This window comes from Colidextribacter sp. OB.20 (assembly GCF_009911595.1).
Lineage (GTDB): Bacteria > Bacillota > Clostridia > Oscillospirales > Oscillospiraceae > Lawsonibacter.
In genome coordinates, this window is record NZ_QWKG01000082.1 from 1 (window position 1) to 17,180 (window position 17,180).

Sequence of the window (17,180 nt, forward strand, 5' to 3'; positions counted from 1 at the left end):
GACGGCGATGATCCCACTCAGATCGTCCTGGTGGAGTACGACGCTGACGGCAAGCTGGACAACATCACCACCGGCCGTCTGTCCGACATGAAGAACGGCCTGGAGACCACCAAGAACAAGGAGACCCAGAAGGACTCCGAGGGCAACACCGTGACCATCGAAACCTGGGCTGTCGTGGTGAAGGCCAAGGGCTCCACCGGCAAGGACGCCACCACCGCCCGCGTGGTTTACATTGTCAACCGTCCCGTGGAGTTCTTCTACAAGGACGCCGCTGGCAAGACCCAGATGGGCTACTATGACTACAGCAAGGTCGTGGAGGACGACGAGTTCGCCGTGACTGTGGATGCTCCCAAGCTGGGTGCCGGCGAGGTCATCAACGAGATCATCATCCGCGACGCCGACGGCAAGATCATCGACCGCATCACCAAGAATATCCCCGAGATTGTGGGCGGCAAGATCAGCCTGATCGTGCCCGAGGATGCTGCTGAGGTCGAGTTCGTCACTGGCGAGTACGTGCCTCCTGTCGATGAGACCAAGGCTGCCATCACCGTCAACTTTGACGCTGGCGTGGAGTCCGTCGAGATTGATGGCAAGACCTACTCCACCAGCGGAAGCAAGGTTCAGGTCACCAAGGGCGAAGCCACCGACATGACCATTAACCTCAAGAAGAACTTCGAGATTAAGGATGTCGCTGGCGCTACTCTGAAGGCTGAAAACGTCTACACCATCAACGTCTCCGAGGACGGTGCGGTCACCATTACCACTATCGACGCCTCTATGAAGACTCTGACGCTGTCTACTGTCGCCGAGCTGATTCACGCCAACACCAAGGTCATGTATAAGACTGAAAGTGGCTGGGTGTACGCTGATAAGACCGAGGTCCTTGATCCCGCTGGCAACAAGTACACCTATCAGATCCCCGCTGGGGCTGAGGTCGTTGTTCAGGGTAACAGTGGCAATTATGCCGACGGCACCTTCAATGTCGATGGCGTTCTGGTCACCGGCAACGATACCAAGGATCAGTTGAGCTTCACCATGCCCAAGGCTAACTTCGAGCTGAACAAGATCACCGACGGCAGCCTGCTGACCGCGTTCACCGCTGGTGAGGGTGTGACCCTGACCTGGACTAAGCAGGACGAATCCGCTCTGGAAAGCGCTCCTGCTTCCAAGGAGAACGCGGACGGCACCACCACCTGGTATGTCGTTGCGAGCAACGACGGCACTGGTGCTGCCTACAGGTGGAAGGCCAACGTGCCTGTCATTCAAGTTGCGGACACCGACACTGTGACTGCTGCCACGACTGTTGGCGCTAATACTGCGGCTGGTGCAAACACTAATACGCCCGTGATTCTGGCCGCTGGTACGATCAACCTGACCAACGCCGGCGTGCAGTACAAGGAGACCGCCGCTGTCAAGAAGGACACCGCCGCTGATGTGTTCTATGCGGTTGGTACTGAGCTGAAAGTGGTTGCTGAGAACAGCTCGGGCAACAAGTTCGACGGCGTTGTCGATGTGACCACGGACGGAACTATCACTGGCGAGAATGTGGAGACTCTGACTGTGGCGGCTGGCACCCAGAAGTTGGCTGGTGCTTACACCGTGGCGTACAGTGACGAGATCACCTGTGAGACCGTCGCCTCTGACGCTCTGGTGGTGAAGGGCTCCCAGATTGCTGTCACCATCAAGGCAGACGCTGGCTACGACGCTACTGAGATCGAGAACGGAAAGGTCGGCGTGTTCAACGATGACGGCAAGCACTATGCTGATGCGCTTGAGGCCGACTTGACGCAGATTACTGTTAACAGCAAGCTCGATCTGGTGGTCGGTGTTGAAATCACCGTCGGCGAGAACGGCAAGCTGGAGCAGTGGAACAAGGAGATCGGCAAGACTGTCGAGATCAAGGCCGGTGCTGCGAATGCCAAGGCTTATGTGGCTGCTGGCGAGACTGTCCAGGCGACTGGTACAGCCAGTACCAACGTGCCCACTGTTCAGAGCAATGGCGAGGACGTCGAGGGCATTAACGGGACCACAAACAAGGTTGATCAGACTGTTCAGTTTGTGGTCACCAAGAGAGCCATGACTATCGTGTTTGCCACCTAAAAAAGTCCTTTTGCATAGCAATATCCCAAGGACCCCGGGCTTTCGCCCGGGGTCCTCTTTCAACCTTTAGAAGAAGAATATGGAATATTCATAGATTTGCGCCGCCCGGCTGTCGATGCACTCCATGTCGAAGGCGACACGGGCGGAGCCGGAGCCCTGGCAGTCCAGGATGAATTTCTGCTCCTGAACCGACTCGAACGACGCGGAGAATGTCATATCAACCGCCCCCGACGCCGTCATGACAAGGCCATTGATGATGGGCGTGACTCTCGCGTTGCGGAAACGGAGCCACATCTCGGCGTGGGACCATTTGGAGTCGAGCAGATAGCTGTTCGAGTGCTCACAGTGCCCGACCACGCCCTGGCTGGTCAGGGTCAGGACGCCGTCTGTCAGCGTGACGCCGCCAGAGAGGGTGAAATATTGGGGGTGCAGAAAGCACTCAGCAATCATTGCCCGCTGGTTGGGATACTTTTTGTGCTCAATCATGCGCCGGAGCTCCATCGCCCCCAGCTGATACGCCAGGTTGGGCACCGCCCGGTCCAGCAGGGCCACCCGGGCCTCCAGGCCGGACAGGGCGGCCTCAATTTTGGCGTTGTCGGCGTTGAAGTCGGTGCGCAGAACCCGGTCAGAGGCGTCCCATTGGCTGAGCTGGTAGTTGGTTGTTGCGTTCATTGTCATTCCTCCTTAAATTGTCTTGAGAACGAAAAAAGCCTTCCCCCTGGAAGGGGGAAGGTGGCACGGCGAAGCCGTGACGGATGAGGGTGGCTGGAGGGCTTTGAGCCCCCCCGTAGGGCGGGGCGACTCGGCCCGCCGCTTCCACCCTGATGCCAACGGCGCGCCAGGGTCGTCGCGCCCTACATACATCGCGTCCCCTGAGGGAGGCCTTTTCCGCCCTCAATTACCATGTGCAAGGAGGAAAAGTGGTACGTTTTCATACATTTAATGGAAGTGAGGGGGAAGTGCGCCCAAATGCACCGCAGGGTCCAGGCAGAGTGGGCCCTGCGGTGCTCCAAAGCTCAGCACTTAATCTTTCACATCGGCGTCGTGGTTAAGCATTCTGCGCTTATACTCTTCCCAATCGGTCGCTGCAAGCCAATAAGCCTCCTTATCCTTACAGCAGGCGTACTGAATCTGGGGCAGGGCCAGCATAACAACGCACCAGATTACCACACCGATCATGCCCAGATACTTGATTCCGAGGCCCACGCTGGACAGCATAAGGGACTGGTCGAAGGGAGCCGCGACGCCCTGCACCGTGGCGGACAGACCGTAGACCCAGGCGACCACGCCGCCAAACACGGGATCGACAATACCGGTTACGGCGGTGCCGTAGAGCAGACCCTTCAAGCCGCCGCGGCAGTGGCCGAACATGCCGGCGCCAGCGTTGTCAAACATCATCTGGGTAAAGCCCATCATCACGATGACGGGAGCGTTGAGCACGACGCCCAACATAGTCATGCACAGCATAATCAGGGTGCCGCTCAGGAAGGAGAGGGTGATGATATTGGGGTTGCCGCAGTAGCCGAAGAAAGCGGCAATGTCGATTCCGGGGAGGATGCCCTTCAGTACGCCCTGCGTCAGGCCGGTGAAGGCGTCGGTAATCTCCGCTACGAACATTCTCAGGCCAGCGAACAGAATCACCAGGTTCAGGGGGAACTTTGCGGCGGTGCCAACAATGTACATGAAGAAGCTGGAGCCTTCCTTGAAGGAGCTGTCGATTTCATGCATGGCGTCGGGCCCCAGAATTACCATGATGATGCCAAAGAACACGAACATGATCAGGAAGCAGGAGACATACACGTCGTCAAAGATCCGCAGCCAGCCGGGCAGCTGGAGATCGTCCAGGTGCTTGGGCTTCTTGCCGGTCTTTTTAATGGTATCCTTCTCAATTTTTTTACCGATTTCCCAGGCGATGCGGTCGGCAAACATTTGGGCATGTCCCACAACGATGCCGGAACCGTCAGTCAGGTCCTGTGCGGGCTCCACGGAGAAATTGGTGGGAATCATCAAACGAAGCGCCATAATCACGCCGCAGACGATAATCAGCTCCCAGTTGCTTGCGTCGGGCATAATGAGGTAAATGACCAGCAGGATGCCCAGTGATGTGTTGGTGAGCAGATGGCCCTGGATGGGGAAGGAGCGCATCTTGGTCACTTTCCGGAACACGACCATCAACACCATAATCACAATGGCCACTACGAGAATCATGCCCTGGAGGCCGTCGTTGCCACCGGCGTCCGCAAAGGCCTGCTTTTGGGCCGACAGACCGTAGTAGGAGTCGTTCACCGTCAGGGTGACATTAAACAGAGAACGCAGACCGTTCAAAATAGGGCGGAATGTACTGCTAAACGCGCCTGTGGCCACATTGAACACCAAGTATCCGATATAGCCCTTCAGACCGGAGCAGAATGAGTCCAAAAAGCCCTTTTTGCACGCGAGCTGGCCGATCATAATCAGGACGCCCATAAACAGGGCTGCTGATGAGAAAATGTTTGTCCAAATCCAGTTAACAATTGTCAAGAATAGCTCCATGTTTTCATCTCCTTAATATTTCTTCTGATTCCTCATTGAACAGATGGGAAACAAGCTTCTTATCTGCCGTCAGAAGGCTTGTCCCGGTAAGGCTTTTACAACAACTCAGCTTAACTGTATCGAAATATTTCCGTTTTCCGCGTAATTGACCACCTCGCCACGGGTTGAAAAGGCCTCCATCGCGGCGAAGTACTCCTCCTTGGAGGCAAATTCCGGGGCGGCCTTCGCTATGACCTCTTTGGCCCGTTTGGCGCCATCCCTCAGCAGCAGTCGCGTCATCATGACGAGGCACTCCGCCGGGATCTGACAGCAGTGGTATGGGTTTTTAATCCGAAACTCCTTGCTGTGCCCCACGCCCTCGATTCCGGTGGTGCTGGGCTGCACCACCGGAATCAGGCTGCCCAGATTGCCCAGATCCGTTCCTCCAGGGCTCCAGATTTCGCTGCTGAGCAGACATGTCCCCTCTCCCTCCAGCAACTCCACTGCCTGTTTCGCGGTCTGCCGCAGGACCGGGTTATTTTTCATGGGGAGCGCGCCGGGGTAGTCGTGAATTTCCAGCCGTGCGCCAATGGAGGCCGCGGCGCCGGCAAAGGCCTGATTGATCATCCGGTTGTATCGCATCATGGCCTTCAGATTGGAGCCGCGGAGATAGCTCTCCAGGACGACCCTGTTAGGAATAACACTGATAGCCGAGCCGCCCTCGGTAATAATGGGGTGGAAGCGGATATGGTCGTCATCGTCGAATTTTTCACGGAGGGCATTCGCCGCGGTTATGGCGGTGTTTGCGGCATAAAGCGCGTTTATCCCCTGTCCCGGACGTGCTCCGGCGTGGGCCGCTTTTCCGATGAAGGTCATTCGCTTGACAATGCATCCGCAGGTGGGGCCGTTCCTGACCTTCAGCAGCGTGCCGGGCGCCTGGCTTCCGGCGTGGATGAGCATAGCCATATCCACACCGTCGAAGTATCCCCGATGGATAAATTCTGGCTTGCCTTGCAGATAGTGGATTTTGCCCTCTTCAATCAGAGAAACCCGAAAGGCAAGATCTACAATCTCCTCCGCCGGGACGGCCATCAGCCGAATCTTGCCGCACAGGCCCGTGGTGACCCCTTCTTCCTTCAGCGCAGCGGCCACGCCCGCCAGCGCCGCGCATTGACAGTGGTGCCCGCAGGCGTGGGCTGCGTGGGTCACCGGGTCGGCATCGGGATGGCCCTGACAGGGAAGGGCATCCATCTCACCGAGGATAGCGATGCAGGGGCCGGCTGTGTGCAGGTCCAGCTCCGCGTAAAACCCGGGAATGTCCCCGGCCTCTACAATGTCGTAGCCCAGCCCCCGAAAAACATTTTTCAAATATTGATCGGCGGTCCACTCCCGAAACCCCGTCTCCGGATGGGCCCAAAGAAATTTTTCTGTCTCAAAAATCAATGAGCTGTGTTTTTCCACCGCTTCTTTTACCAGTTTGATCTCATCCATGATCATTCACATCCGATCTCAGCCTAAGTTGGGATGCAGGCCGTAACAAAGTACGTGTTCATAACTAAAACAGCCAGCGGAACGAAAAGACGGTATCGCGACATAGAGCGCCGGATCAGGTCCCTGTAGATCAGATAGAGCAGCAAAATGACCGAACCAATCATATAGCCTGCCGTAGGCAGGGAAATGCCGCTCAGCCCGAACATGGTATCGAAGGACATGCTGTCAGGCAGAAGCTTCAGGTAGTGGATGTTATAGGCCGCCATAATCACAACAAATGCCACATATACCAGGCGCATCAAGGGGGTTATTTCCTTCCAGCCGGCTCTGGCCGTAATCCGTGTTGGCTGCCACCGGCCCTGGTCATCCACCACCGGGTGCTCCGGCATTGTTATTTTAAAGGTATAACGTTCTTCCATCTCATACTCCCATTTGACATACGCACCCGTATTGTTTCTGTTTCATGCCTCTTCTGTGTGCGGTGCGCGGCTTTTGCCGTATTCACGGTATTCCGTTTGTCTCAGGCCGGCATCAGCCCTCTCCAAAAAACAAATCGAGGTTTTGATTGATCTCATCCGCGTTGATTACGTTATCCAGGCCATAGATTTTGGTGCCCTTGGCCTCCGCCTTGGCCAGAACCTTTACAAAGTTTTTGTTGCAGAAGGTTGCGTCATAGCGCGGCGCGGCGCCGACACCCTCGCCTGCGGACGCCACATCCACCTTTGCCTGGATACCGCGTTTGGAACAGACCATACGCAGCTTGGAGGCCAGCATCTGGCTGGAGCCGAGGCCCGCGCCACAGCAGCACAGGAACTTATAACGTTTACCGGGATCGAATGACATAATCTACACCTCTTTCTTAAATCTGGCAGTCCTATGGTTTCTTGTATACGCCAAGCAGGCCCCCTGCGTTTCCCGTAGCCGTGCCCGCTTAGAGCCGCGTTTATTTGCCGCCGTAAATCAGTTGCTTCAGGTCCTCCATGGATTGGACCTGAAGCAGGGCCTCCACTGTCTCCTCGTCGTCTAAAATTTCCATAAAGTCCTGAACGCAGTCCAGGTGGTGATCGGCGTCTGTGCCGGCGATGGCAAAGAACAATTCGGCAAATGTAGATGGGTCATCCGGTATCGGATACACAGGCTGATTTACCTTCATCAGACAGGCGCCCGACTGCATGACCTCAGAAAACGCCTTGCAGTGGGGCATGCAGATATGCGGACACAAAAAGATATACAGCCCGTACTCATCCACACTCTTTAAAATCTCATCTCCATAAGCAGGGGTCACCATCTTTTTGTTTACCATCGGAAGGATAGACGCCTTGACGGCATCCTGCCAGGTGTCAAAGGATTCCTCAACAGAGAGGAGATCCTCTTCATACAGCTTTTTCAGAAAATCCAATTTCATCGTGTGCTCTCCTTTCAGTCCGCAAGGAAAACCGCTTCCAGCATTTCTGCCACGCCATCCTCATCCATAGTACCTGTTACCGCACAGGCCCTTTCCTGAACGATCTTTTCCGCATTTCCCATGGCCACAGACAGGCCTGCAGCTTCAAACATCGGAATGTCTGTTGAGAAGTCTCCAAATGTGCAGACCTGCTCACAGGCAATGTTCATGTGCTCCGCGATCCGCCGCACGCCGACGCCCTTATCGCACCCGGAGGGGAAAATATTAATAACATCTTTGCTGGTGATGATACATTGAAGCGCCGGGAGGTTGGCCTGGACATATCTGCTCAGCTCATCGTAGTAGCCTGAGCCGTGGACGACAATTTTATAAACCGGCCTTCCCCGCAGATACTCCGGTGACGGCAGACGGGTCATCAGCCTTGCGGTTTTCCCGCTGACAGAGAGCTTCTTGCGGTATTTACTGCCCTTGTTCATAAAATCCGGGTCCAGGGAACCGCCCGCGAAGCTGTCCTCTCCAATGGAGAGGTTGAACGGACAGTTCAGCTCAGTGCAGTACTGTGCCAGCCGCACCGCCTCCTGCTCCGCCATAGGCTCTGAGTATAGAATGGCTTCTGTCTCGCCATCTATGAGCTGACAGCCATTTACGGCGGAATATACGCCTCGAATGCCGATTTCTTCCGCGTAGTAATGGGTCACATTGTAGTACCGAGCAGTGCATAAGCTGATAAAAATGCCCCTTGCCTGCAGCCTGCGAATGGCACTCATAGCGCGGAAAGAAATATTTTTGGCGCTGTCCAGCAGGGTATCGTCCAAATCAAAGATGATTGCTTTCGTCTGCCGGGCTTTGCTGCGAAATTCCGCCTCCGGAATATTAAAATGAATGGACACAGTTCCACCCCCTGAACACATGGCGGCGGCTATTGGCTGAGCATGATGTCCAGAATAACCTTATCTGTGGTCCTCATGCCTTGAGCGCCAATTATACCGACATTTTTCACAGTTTTTTCCGGAGTCGCGCCAATAATGCCGTCGCCTGGCTTAAACGAGCCGTTGTGCAGCACCATTTCATAGGCCAGGATGCCCGCGTAAACGGACATTGCGATCTTGCTCGCACAGGAGGACTTTGCACCGTCACAAATCATGCCGGAAAGGATTCCCAGCGCGTTACTGACAGTCATCTCGATCTGCCGGGTATCGGCCCCACGCAGATAGGCGATGGCGGCTCCCGCTCCGCAGCCGGCACAGACGGCGCCGCAGTAGGCGGATAGCTTTCCGATTCCGGTTTTCAGATGGATTGTGGTCAGTGAGGACACCGCCAGGGCGCGCAGGATCTTTTCCTCATCGCAGGAAAGCGCTCTGCCATAGCGCACAACCGGCACACTTGCTGTCAGCCCCTGATTACCTGAGCCGGAAAGGATGACAACAGGCATCGCGCAGCCGCTCATCCTGGCGTCAGAGCCGGCGGCGGCATAGGCCATAGCCTCGGCAGTGATTGTGCTGTCCATACCGCAAATGATCCGGCCGATTCCGCTGCCGCACTGATGCTCTATGCCATAGTCGGCGATGGCCAGATTCATCCGCATCTGCGGCTCAAACAGAGGCTTTAGCAGAGTGAGATCAGTAGCTTCAGCAAATTCGACAATGGAACTGAGATTCAGGACACTGCGGTCGTTGAGATATTCCTCATTCAACTTGTCCATGGGAATGTTGACTAAAACCTGGTCATTTTTGGCTAAATAGACAACCCGTGTGTGGCCGCAGGTAATTCTCACCGCGGCGGTATCCCTATGGAAGCGCCCCTCCACCAAAATATCAAGCGGGTGCCCACTGTCCAGACAATAAATGTCGACCCCGGTGTCCCGCAGGAACTGCTGACAGCGCACAGGTGTGTCATCAGGGACATGGGCGATTACCTCAAGCTCTCTGTCTGCGTCGCCAGCAACAATACCGGCCGCGACAGCTGCCGCAATACCCGTCATCCCCCCGGTATTAGGAATGGTTACACTTTTTACGTTTTTTATGATATTTCCGCTGACCCCAACTTTCACATGCTCTGCTACAGCGCCCAGCTGACGCCTCATAAGCGCGGCGGCATAGGCCAGTGCCAGAGGCTCTGTACAGCCAACAGCGGGCTTCATCTCCTCTTTTAGGATTGACAGATAGGCGTTTGTCAGGTCAGGTGTCATGGAATGCACTTCTTTCTTCTAAGTGATATACCTCTCCCACCCCAATGGAGCGGGAGAGGTTCCAACTCTATCAGGAATCCAGAATTACAGGGCGTCCGGAGAAATAATGTCCTTACCGGCATTCTTGGGGGCGCACTTCTCGCGCAGAGAGTAGAACCGGGCCGGATTGTTATACATCAGGTCGTCGCACTGCTCCTGGGTAAAGCCTTCGGCCAGAAGTCTGGGGATAAACCTTGTCTTAATCCAGCCGAGGCCCGGGCCGCCGCCATACTGGCGGTGATAGCTCTTCTTGCCCATATCATTGGACAGCATCAGCTGCTTTCCAAAGCCGTCGGCGATCAGCCGGCGCAGCAGGTCGATACGGACACTGTCGGGATAATATTTCACCTTGCCAGGACCGTCATAGATCAGGTAGGCGCCGGTCTCCAGGATATGCTTGTGATAGAGATAGTCAGGGTTGCGGTCGATGTGGGCAATGCCGAACTGGGAGGCGGGCAGGCCCTCATCCAGGATCATATCCAGCAGCTCCCAGGCGTAGCCGCCGTTGGTGGTGTGGCAGTGGACGGGAGCTCCGGTGCGCATAGAGGCCCGGGCAGCGGCGCGGACGGCCATCTCTTCACCTCTGGTGTGGGAGACGTACTTGCAGGTGCCTGCCTTAATCCAGCCAGCCTTGATGTTAGTTCCATCCATACCCTGCTCGATCTCAGAGACGTAGAAGTCAGCCACATCGTCTGTAGACATGTCTTTATAGGCCAAAGCCAGGATGGAGTCGGGCTCATAGTTGGAGGCGGTGTCCTTGCGACCGTTGGGACGGTCGAAGGGGACGCCGGTGGAGGCCACAATATGTACCCCGGTAATCTCAGAGACGGCCTTCAGCCGCACAGGATCACGGCCATCCACCTTGCGGGGGGCTGCGTCAATCAGGCATCCGCCGCCCAGCGCGGCGTAGTCCTTCACCATATCCAGCTGCTCGTCCCAGCGCCACAGGCTCCAGTCAGTCTCAGAGCCGCGGGGGCCGCCGAAGTTCATGAACACATGCTCATGGGCCATGGTGAAGCCCAGCTTGGAAGAGTCAACATCGCCGCATACAGTTCTAACAATACCCATTTATTTTTCCTCCCTATAATCGTTTCTGCTTGATATATGAATACAAAAGGATGACTGCCTTTTGCCGCGCTGCGGCCGGGGATTAGGGAATCACTCGCCCCAGATCTCCTTGATCCGGTCAATCATGCGCCTGGCCTCAGCGGCGGGGCTTTCAGCGTTGTACAGCGAACGGCCGCAAATCAGTGCGAAGATGGGCAGGCCGGCCAAAACGTCCAGCGTCTTATAGGAGATGCCGCCGGCAACAGTGACCTTCAAGCCCATATCACAGATGCGCTTGACCAGCTTTACATCCTTTTCGCCCCAGTCGCCGCCCAGAACCCGAGGACGGGTGTAAATCACATGTTCAATGCCCATCGCCTTCCACTGCTCCAGCTTCTCGAAGGACCAGGCGTCGCCGTAGAACTCGATCTCGACCTTCTGTCCGCGGGAAACAGCCTCGTCGTGAATCTTCTGGACCGTGATATCCAGGCAGGTGGAGTTGATGGTATTCAGCTCCGCGCCCTCAGCCAGGACGGCGCTGCCAAACTGCGGAAGAATCAGCTTGAAATCGGCTACCATCATCTTGTGGGGATACATTCTCCGAATCAAGCGGATGGCACGGATGCCCTCCATCATAATCAGATAGGTGCCGCATTCGATGATATCCACCGTTTCACCGAGGCCATTCCCCAGGGTGTCGATTGCCTCCTCCAGGGACTTGTTATCCAGCGCGACTTGCAGTAACGGACGTGCCATGAAAATTCCCTCCTGTGAATTTGTGATGTTTGTTTGGAAAACCGGCTTTGATGGCCAGGAGTCTCAGCCCTGATGATAGTTCATCCAGCGGCTGATATCCTTGGCCTCCGCCTTTGTGTCGGAGGCGGACATGGGGACCACGGGATTGCTCATGGACCGGGCAATGCAGTAGGTCTTTGCGGATTCCTCCAGATAAACCGCCGCGTACAGGCACTTCTTCAGATCGACGCCCACTGCCATAACGCCATGGTTCTTCAGAATGACCGCAAAAGAGTTTTCCATATACTCGCAGGTCAGCGGGCCCATACCCTTATCACCGGAGATGGTGAAGGGAGCCACGCTCACTTTGCCGCGCAGCGCGTCGATCTGAGTCACGCAGCAGGGCGGGAACTCATCCTCCACAAGGCTGATGGCAGTGGCATAGGGCTGATGGGTATGAATTACAGCGTTCATCTCAGGCATATTCTCAAAGATGTAGAGAATGGCCAGCGTGTCGGAGGAGGCACGCCACTTACCCTCGATCACCTCGCCCTTGCTGTTTACCTTGCAGATATCCTCCGGCTTCATGTTGTCATACTCCATGCCGGAGGGAGTAATCAAAAAGTTTCCGTCATCCAGACGGACGCTGACGTTGCCGCCGCACAGAGAAATCAGGCGGTAATACTTCAGCTCCATCGCAGTTTTGATCATTTGCTCGCGCAGTTCCTTTGTGTCAATCATAACAGTAACCTCCAGTTTTTATTTGAAAAGACTATTGTAATACTCCAGCAGCTGGGCCGGGGTCTTTTCACGTTCGGACGGAAGCAGGATTCTCCCCTCATGTTTTCCGTCAGCACTCATCTCCGGGAAGAGCAAGCGGCCAAGGACCGCCATGTCGGCGCCGGCCTCATGTGCCAGAACCAGCTCCCGCTCGGCGGTTCCACCGTCGATACAGATGTGCTGGCCCTCGCGCATCATGGCGCGCAGACGGCGAATGCGCTCCAGGCTGTGTTCCCGGAACCCAAGGCCGTTCATGCCGCCCTTTGAGGAGCCATACGTCATTAAAACAATCCAGTCCACCTCGGGCATGAATGCTTCCAGCGCACAGATGGGGGTTTTCATCGTGACGGCCATGCCCGGGCTCATGCCCAGGTCTCGGATGCGGTCCAGGTCCCGCATAGGGGCGGCGCAGCCTTCAAAGGGGATGGCCACAGCAGCCGCGCCAAGCTTGGCCAGCTCGTCGTAATAATCGGCGGGATTGGTCACGTTCAGGTGGAACTGCAGCGGGTTTTTGCAGGTGCTGGCAATGCTGCGAATGGTACGCATTCCGAAGGTGATATTGTATACATAGTTGCCGTCCTCAATATCCACATGGAAGGGGACAGAGGGGTCAAAGCTGGATAGCTCTTCCGCCAGATAGAGCTGGTTGGCAGAGGCAACAGAAGGAGTAATTGTCATAGACATGGCGTATATCTCCCATCATGTAAAATATTTTTTCATCAGGCCAGACTGCGCTCGGCGCGGTACTTCTTGACAACATCCATAAAAGCCCTCACCCGGTTGACGTCCACAAGGTTTTCAAAGATACCATCATACTTGAATGTAGTCGCGACCACCGCGCCGTCGGAAGCGTCCAGCTGGTCACAGATGGTATTGATATTACAGCCGGTGTTGACGAAAACAGGGGTTTTCTTAACCGCGCTCTTCACAATGGTGACATCCTGGGTATCGGGGGGATTGCCTGCCACCATGCCGGCCACGCAGATCACATCCATCTGGGCCCGGAACTCGGCAATGCGGGCCAAATCGCCCAGGCTCCGCTGAGCGGGATAGTCACAGCCCTCAGGTACAACATAGCTGAGGATGCGGATATCCTTGCCGCCGATTGCCATTTTGTGGCGTGCAATCTCGCCGGCGTTCAGGTTTCCGGCGCCTGCGGGGCTGACGTAGGCGCCGGTAATGGGAGCCCGGATAAATGACGCCTCCAGAGCAACCGCCATGTCAAGGCTGAGCATAGCGCTGGAAATAACATTCATTCCATAGGGAACCGTGATTTCCTTGCGAACCTCAGAGATGACGCGCGTCATAGCCGCGACGGTGATGGGCTCCACATTGCTCATATAGGGCAGGCTGAACTCGTTGGAGAAGATTACGCCATCCACACCGCCGTCCTGCAGGGCGTGCAGATCCTTGCGGGCGCAGTCCACAACATATTCCATCCCCCTTTCGACATCGTAGGCGGGGTCTCCGGGAAGAGCGCGCAAATGGCACATCGCCAAAATGGGCTTTTCCGTTCCGAACATTTCTTTAATCCAGGTCGCTTCCATTTTTGTAGCCTCCTTAAAATCTCTAGCTGTGTCTCCTTGCCTGTCGAACACAGCTCGCCGGCACCACTGGTGGCGGGGGGGACCAGCCCGCCTGTCCGCTGTGTTCTTGTAATATATCTTACTGTTTCCTGTTTGCTGCCGTCAATATTTGAACAGAATGACGAAATTCTGATTTCTGAAAACAAATGTTAATCTTTTTCCTCTTCCTGATTTTGGAGTTTTAACATATGTTTTCCGGCCTCAGAGCTGGTTTTGAAACAGCTCTAGAATATCCTGGCAGGCCTGTTCCTCATCGGGGCCTTCGATCTGAACTGTAACGCTGGCGCCACACTTTACGCCGAGTCCCATAATGGCAAAGAGACGTCTTGCGGAAACCTTCTTTTCGTTGAACAACAGCCAGATGTCGCTTTGGTACTTAGCCGCCTGCTTGGCCAGTATCCCGGCAGGGCGGACATGAAGTCCCTCCGCCTGTGTCACCACGTAAGAAAATTCTTTCATTGTGTTTTCCTCCTTTTAAGATTGTTTTTGTATGTCCACTGTTGAAATGAGGCTGATTTTGTAATCAGCTGCATTCTATTTTTTATAGATAGTAAAGTATCTCTTTCGGTTTTTCAACCCCATTTCCATCATTTTACCCAAATCAGTACATTTTCAATTGATAAAAATTGTTAGTTTTTTACCTGAAAGAAAAACTGTGCTCTGCTGGAGCGCCCGTGCGGCACAATGCCTTTTCCGTTTTGTTCTATGGCCCGCAGTGTAGCCGGCAGCAAGCAGAAGTGGTTGCATTTTTTGAAAATATGCCTTATAATGTTATTGAAATCCCAGTTCTTTTCCATTTCACCACCAATATAGTCGCGATCATGTTAAAGGAGCCGGCATGGAAAAAAGAGATCTTTTATTGCAAATCGTCCATATGTACTACGGGCTGGGGATGACACAAGAAAAAATCGCCAAGCAGCTGTTTTTTTCGCGCTCCAGAATATCTCATCTGATTACAGAGGCGGAAGAATGCGGCCTTGTCACCTTTGAGATCCGGCAGCAGATTTCCCAGAACAGTGCCCTGCAGGATTTTTTGTGCCGTCAGTTTCACCTGCACAACGCATTTGTGGTGGATTGCAGCATCTTCCCAAAGAGCGAACATTTTGATCGAATTTGTAAAACGGCTGCGGAGTATTTATGTACGCAGCTTAAAGAGGATACCGTCTTGAATGTATCTAGAGGGCATACCATGCACGGGATTGTCCACAATATGAGGGCCTTCTCGCCCCTGCCCGCCATGCGGGTGGTACAGACGGAGGGAATGCTGCTGACTGGGGACCTCTATCTGGAGCAGCTGGATTTTGTGCGCAGGATTGCGGATATGTATGCTTGCCAGTACGACTTCATTATGCTTCCCTATCTCTTTGACTCTCCAGACCTCAAGCGTGCGGTGACTGATCAGTCCTTTGCCCAGTCCAACTTAGAAAATAAAAAGGATATTAACCTGATTTGCAGCAGTATTTCTTCTCTTCAGCAGTGGCGAAAGTATATTAGGGATGATGAGTACGAATGGCTTGTCTCCCATGGCGCGGTGGGCAGCATTGAAGGAAACTTTTATGATATGAATGGAAATTTTCTCCACCCCGCTCTGGAACAGCGGTGCATTATTCCCTCTATATCTGTTTTGCAGAAGGCTGAGCAGCTGATTTGTGTCTGCAATGGTGTCTACAAGGCAAAATCCCTCTTAGGAGTCCTTCGCACCGGCCTAGTGGATACCTTGATTACAAATGCGAAGCTGGCGGCACACATTGAGCAGATGACAATAAACCCAACAGATTCTTTGAATTGATGCAGCGGACCTGTAAACTTAGGTAATTGTGAGGCTTATGATATGGCAGTGGATCGAAAAGAAATGATTGAGCAGGAGCGTCTGCTTCAGGAAATTGCGGTCTTATATTATAAGGATAAGAGGACCCAGGAGGAGATTGCAAGCCTGTATGGCATATCCCGGACAAAAGCTTTTCAGTTGATTTCAGAGGTACAGCAGCACGGAATTGTTGATATTTTTATTGACTACCCGGAATATTGGCACACTGACGCGGAAAAAAAGCTATGCGGCTATTTCCCAAATACTAGGGTCTATGTTATCAACACTCGAAACCACTCCATTGCGTCTTCCTTTGACATGGTCTGTTCCGCGGCGGCCGACTATCTCAACGGCATCATCTCCAATAAAGCGGTTTTATCTATCGCCCGGGGAAAAACTATGTGCCGGATGCTACAATTCTTAAGCCCCTATCAAACCTATCCGGGGATGGAGGTAATCCAGCTGTCCGGTATGATGGAACAGAAGGAGCCTTTTTACGAAGAGATGGATTTGGTGCAGCGGGTGGCGGAAATATATGGCTGCCATTATCAATGCTTTGCTCTGCCCTATATTGTCGATACAGAGGAGCTTCGCAACCAACTGCTTCAATTCGTCATGCAGGAGGATTTCCGTGAGCTTATGAGCCGTGTGGATATTCTTTTCTCCAGCAGCTCGACCCTGGAGCCATGGCAGTACAGCCTTGACCAGAAGGATTTTAATAATTTGCTTAATACCAGCGTTGTGGGCAGCTTTGAGGGCGTTTTTCTTGATATTCAGGGGAAGGTTGTACAGATTCCCCTCTATAAACGACTGATTACTCCAGAGGAAAAATATATCCGCGGAATCAAAAACCGGATTTGTGTGGCCAGCGGCGGTTATAAGGCGCAGGCGATTCTGGCTGTGCTGCGCAGCGGCTTAGCCACTACGGTGTTCATTGATTCCAACCTTGCCATCAAAATTTTAAACCTGATCGAAACCAACCGATACGAGATATAACCAAAGAGAATTGCCTTCAGCAGTTCAGTCATCGTCTGCCTATGCAGCCATGAAAAGCCGCGTGGGGGCTTCACAGGAGCAAACAGGTCTCTTGCTCCCCCGTCTACCAAAAGTCTACCAAAAAAGCCGCCGGGCTCCTGCGCCGCAGAGCCCGGCGGCTTTTTCGTTTTCCGGGACATCTACCGGATGTCTACCAGGGCAACTTTTTTACGACGAAAGGGGCTGTTTTTGCGGGTTTCCTCCGGGCTTTCGCAATTCTGAGCGCCGGGCAAGGGGCGTGACACCTTCGTAAGGGGTCGGAAAGTTGAGAAAACCTCGAAAATTTTGGAGAAAGCGACGAAAATTGTTTCAGGAATGTTAAATCCTCCGGGCCTACCAATCGCCGGAGCGGTAGACCAGAAGGACTGACAGACTGGAGCAAGGCTTGAAGTTTTCTACCAAGACGGCCCCTCTCATGGCCGCAGGGCCGCTCGACTGAGGAATGGCGGATGGATG

17 protein-coding genes are annotated in these 17,180 nt (G+C 54.1%); 3 read left to right on the top strand and 14 right to left on the bottom strand.

Annotation, left to right across the window (positions count from 1 at the left end; all coding sequences use genetic code 11):
- Positions 1-2,100, top strand: a 2,100-nt coding sequence (locus tag D1641_RS16720) for a hypothetical protein (RefSeq protein ID WP_160667717.1), incomplete at its 5' end; no start/stop codon positions are given.
- A gap of 66 nt (positions 2,101-2,166) precedes the next feature.
- Here D1641_RS16720 and D1641_RS16725 read toward each other — a convergent pair.
- The 14 genes from D1641_RS16725 to D1641_RS16790 all read right to left on the bottom strand — a co-directional run bounded on the left by D1641_RS16725 (position 2,167) and on the right by D1641_RS16790 (position 14,341).
- Complete coding sequence (locus tag D1641_RS16725; protein WP_160667719.1) at positions 2,167-2,772, bottom strand: hypothetical protein; 606 nt, start codon at positions 2,770-2,772, stop codon at positions 2,167-2,169.
- Positions 2,773-3,123: 351 nt separating this feature from the next.
- Complete coding sequence (locus D1641_RS16730) at positions 3,124-4,632, bottom strand: PTS transporter subunit IIC (RefSeq protein ID WP_279285710.1); 1,509 nt, start codon at positions 4,630-4,632, stop codon at positions 3,124-3,126.
- A 105-nt stretch (positions 4,633-4,737) separates the two neighbouring features.
- A complete protein-coding gene (locus tag D1641_RS16735) occupies positions 4,738-6,102 on the bottom strand; it encodes an amidohydrolase (RefSeq protein WP_160667723.1) in 1,365 nt (454 codons plus the stop codon).
- 23 nt (positions 6,103-6,125) lie between these two features.
- Complete coding sequence (locus D1641_RS16740; RefSeq protein ID WP_160667724.1) at positions 6,126-6,521, bottom strand: hypothetical protein; 396 nt, start codon at positions 6,519-6,521, stop codon at positions 6,126-6,128.
- 112 nt (positions 6,522-6,633) lie between these two features.
- A complete protein-coding gene (locus tag D1641_RS16745; protein WP_160667726.1) occupies positions 6,634-6,945 on the bottom strand; it encodes a PTS sugar transporter subunit IIB in 312 nt (103 codons plus the stop codon).
- Between the two features lie 100 nt (positions 6,946-7,045).
- The gene (locus tag D1641_RS16750; RefSeq protein WP_160667728.1) at positions 7,046-7,507 is read right to left on the bottom strand and encodes a PTS sugar transporter subunit IIA; all 462 of its coding nucleotides are present in this window, start codon (positions 7,505-7,507) and stop codon (positions 7,046-7,048) included.
- Between the two features lie 14 nt (positions 7,508-7,521).
- Positions 7,522-8,397 carry an HAD family hydrolase gene (locus D1641_RS16755; RefSeq protein WP_160667730.1) on the bottom strand — a complete coding sequence of 292 codons (876 nt, stop codon included), beginning with the start codon at positions 8,395-8,397 and terminating at the stop codon, positions 7,522-7,524.
- Positions 8,398-8,426: 29 nt separating this feature from the next.
- A complete protein-coding gene (locus D1641_RS16760) occupies positions 8,427-9,695 on the bottom strand; it encodes an L-serine ammonia-lyase, iron-sulfur-dependent, subunit alpha (RefSeq protein WP_160667732.1) in 1,269 nt (422 codons plus the stop codon).
- A gap of 84 nt (positions 9,696-9,779) precedes the next feature.
- Positions 9,780-10,802, bottom strand: a complete 1,023-nt coding sequence (locus tag D1641_RS16765; RefSeq protein ID WP_160667734.1) for a phosphotriesterase-related protein — start codon at positions 10,800-10,802, stop codon at positions 9,780-9,782.
- 90 nt (positions 10,803-10,892) lie between these two features.
- A complete protein-coding gene (locus tag D1641_RS16770; RefSeq protein ID WP_160667736.1) occupies positions 10,893-11,537 on the bottom strand; it encodes an orotidine 5'-phosphate decarboxylase / HUMPS family protein in 645 nt (214 codons plus the stop codon).
- A gap of 63 nt (positions 11,538-11,600) precedes the next feature.
- The gene (locus tag D1641_RS16775; protein ID WP_243149447.1) at positions 11,601-12,257 is read right to left on the bottom strand and encodes a class II aldolase/adducin family protein; all 657 of its coding nucleotides are present in this window, start codon (positions 12,255-12,257) and stop codon (positions 11,601-11,603) included.
- Positions 12,258-12,275: 18 nt separating this feature from the next.
- Positions 12,276-12,980 (bottom strand): ribulose-phosphate 3-epimerase, encoded by a 705-nt coding sequence (locus D1641_RS16780; RefSeq protein WP_160667738.1) that lies wholly within the window; start codon positions 12,978-12,980, stop codon positions 12,276-12,278.
- A 35-nt stretch (positions 12,981-13,015) separates the two neighbouring features.
- A complete protein-coding gene (locus D1641_RS16785; protein ID WP_160667740.1) occupies positions 13,016-13,843 on the bottom strand; it encodes a BtpA/SgcQ family protein in 828 nt (275 codons plus the stop codon).
- A gap of 240 nt (positions 13,844-14,083) precedes the next feature.
- The gene (locus tag D1641_RS16790) at positions 14,084-14,341 is read right to left on the bottom strand and encodes an HPr family phosphocarrier protein (RefSeq protein WP_160667742.1); all 258 of its coding nucleotides are present in this window, start codon (positions 14,339-14,341) and stop codon (positions 14,084-14,086) included.
- Between the two features lie 379 nt (positions 14,342-14,720).
- Here D1641_RS16790 and D1641_RS16795 point away from each other — a divergent pair, with 379 nt between their 5' ends.
- Both D1641_RS16795 and D1641_RS16800 read left to right on the top strand, forming a co-directional pair.
- Complete coding sequence (locus D1641_RS16795; RefSeq protein ID WP_160667744.1) at positions 14,721-15,671, top strand: sugar-binding domain-containing protein; 951 nt, start codon at positions 14,721-14,723, stop codon at positions 15,669-15,671.
- 42 nt (positions 15,672-15,713) lie between these two features.
- On the top strand, positions 15,714-16,685 hold the full coding sequence (locus D1641_RS16800) for a sugar-binding domain-containing protein (protein WP_160667746.1): 972 nt from the start codon (positions 15,714-15,716) through the stop codon (positions 16,683-16,685).
- Positions 16,686-17,180: the final 495 nt, after the last annotated feature.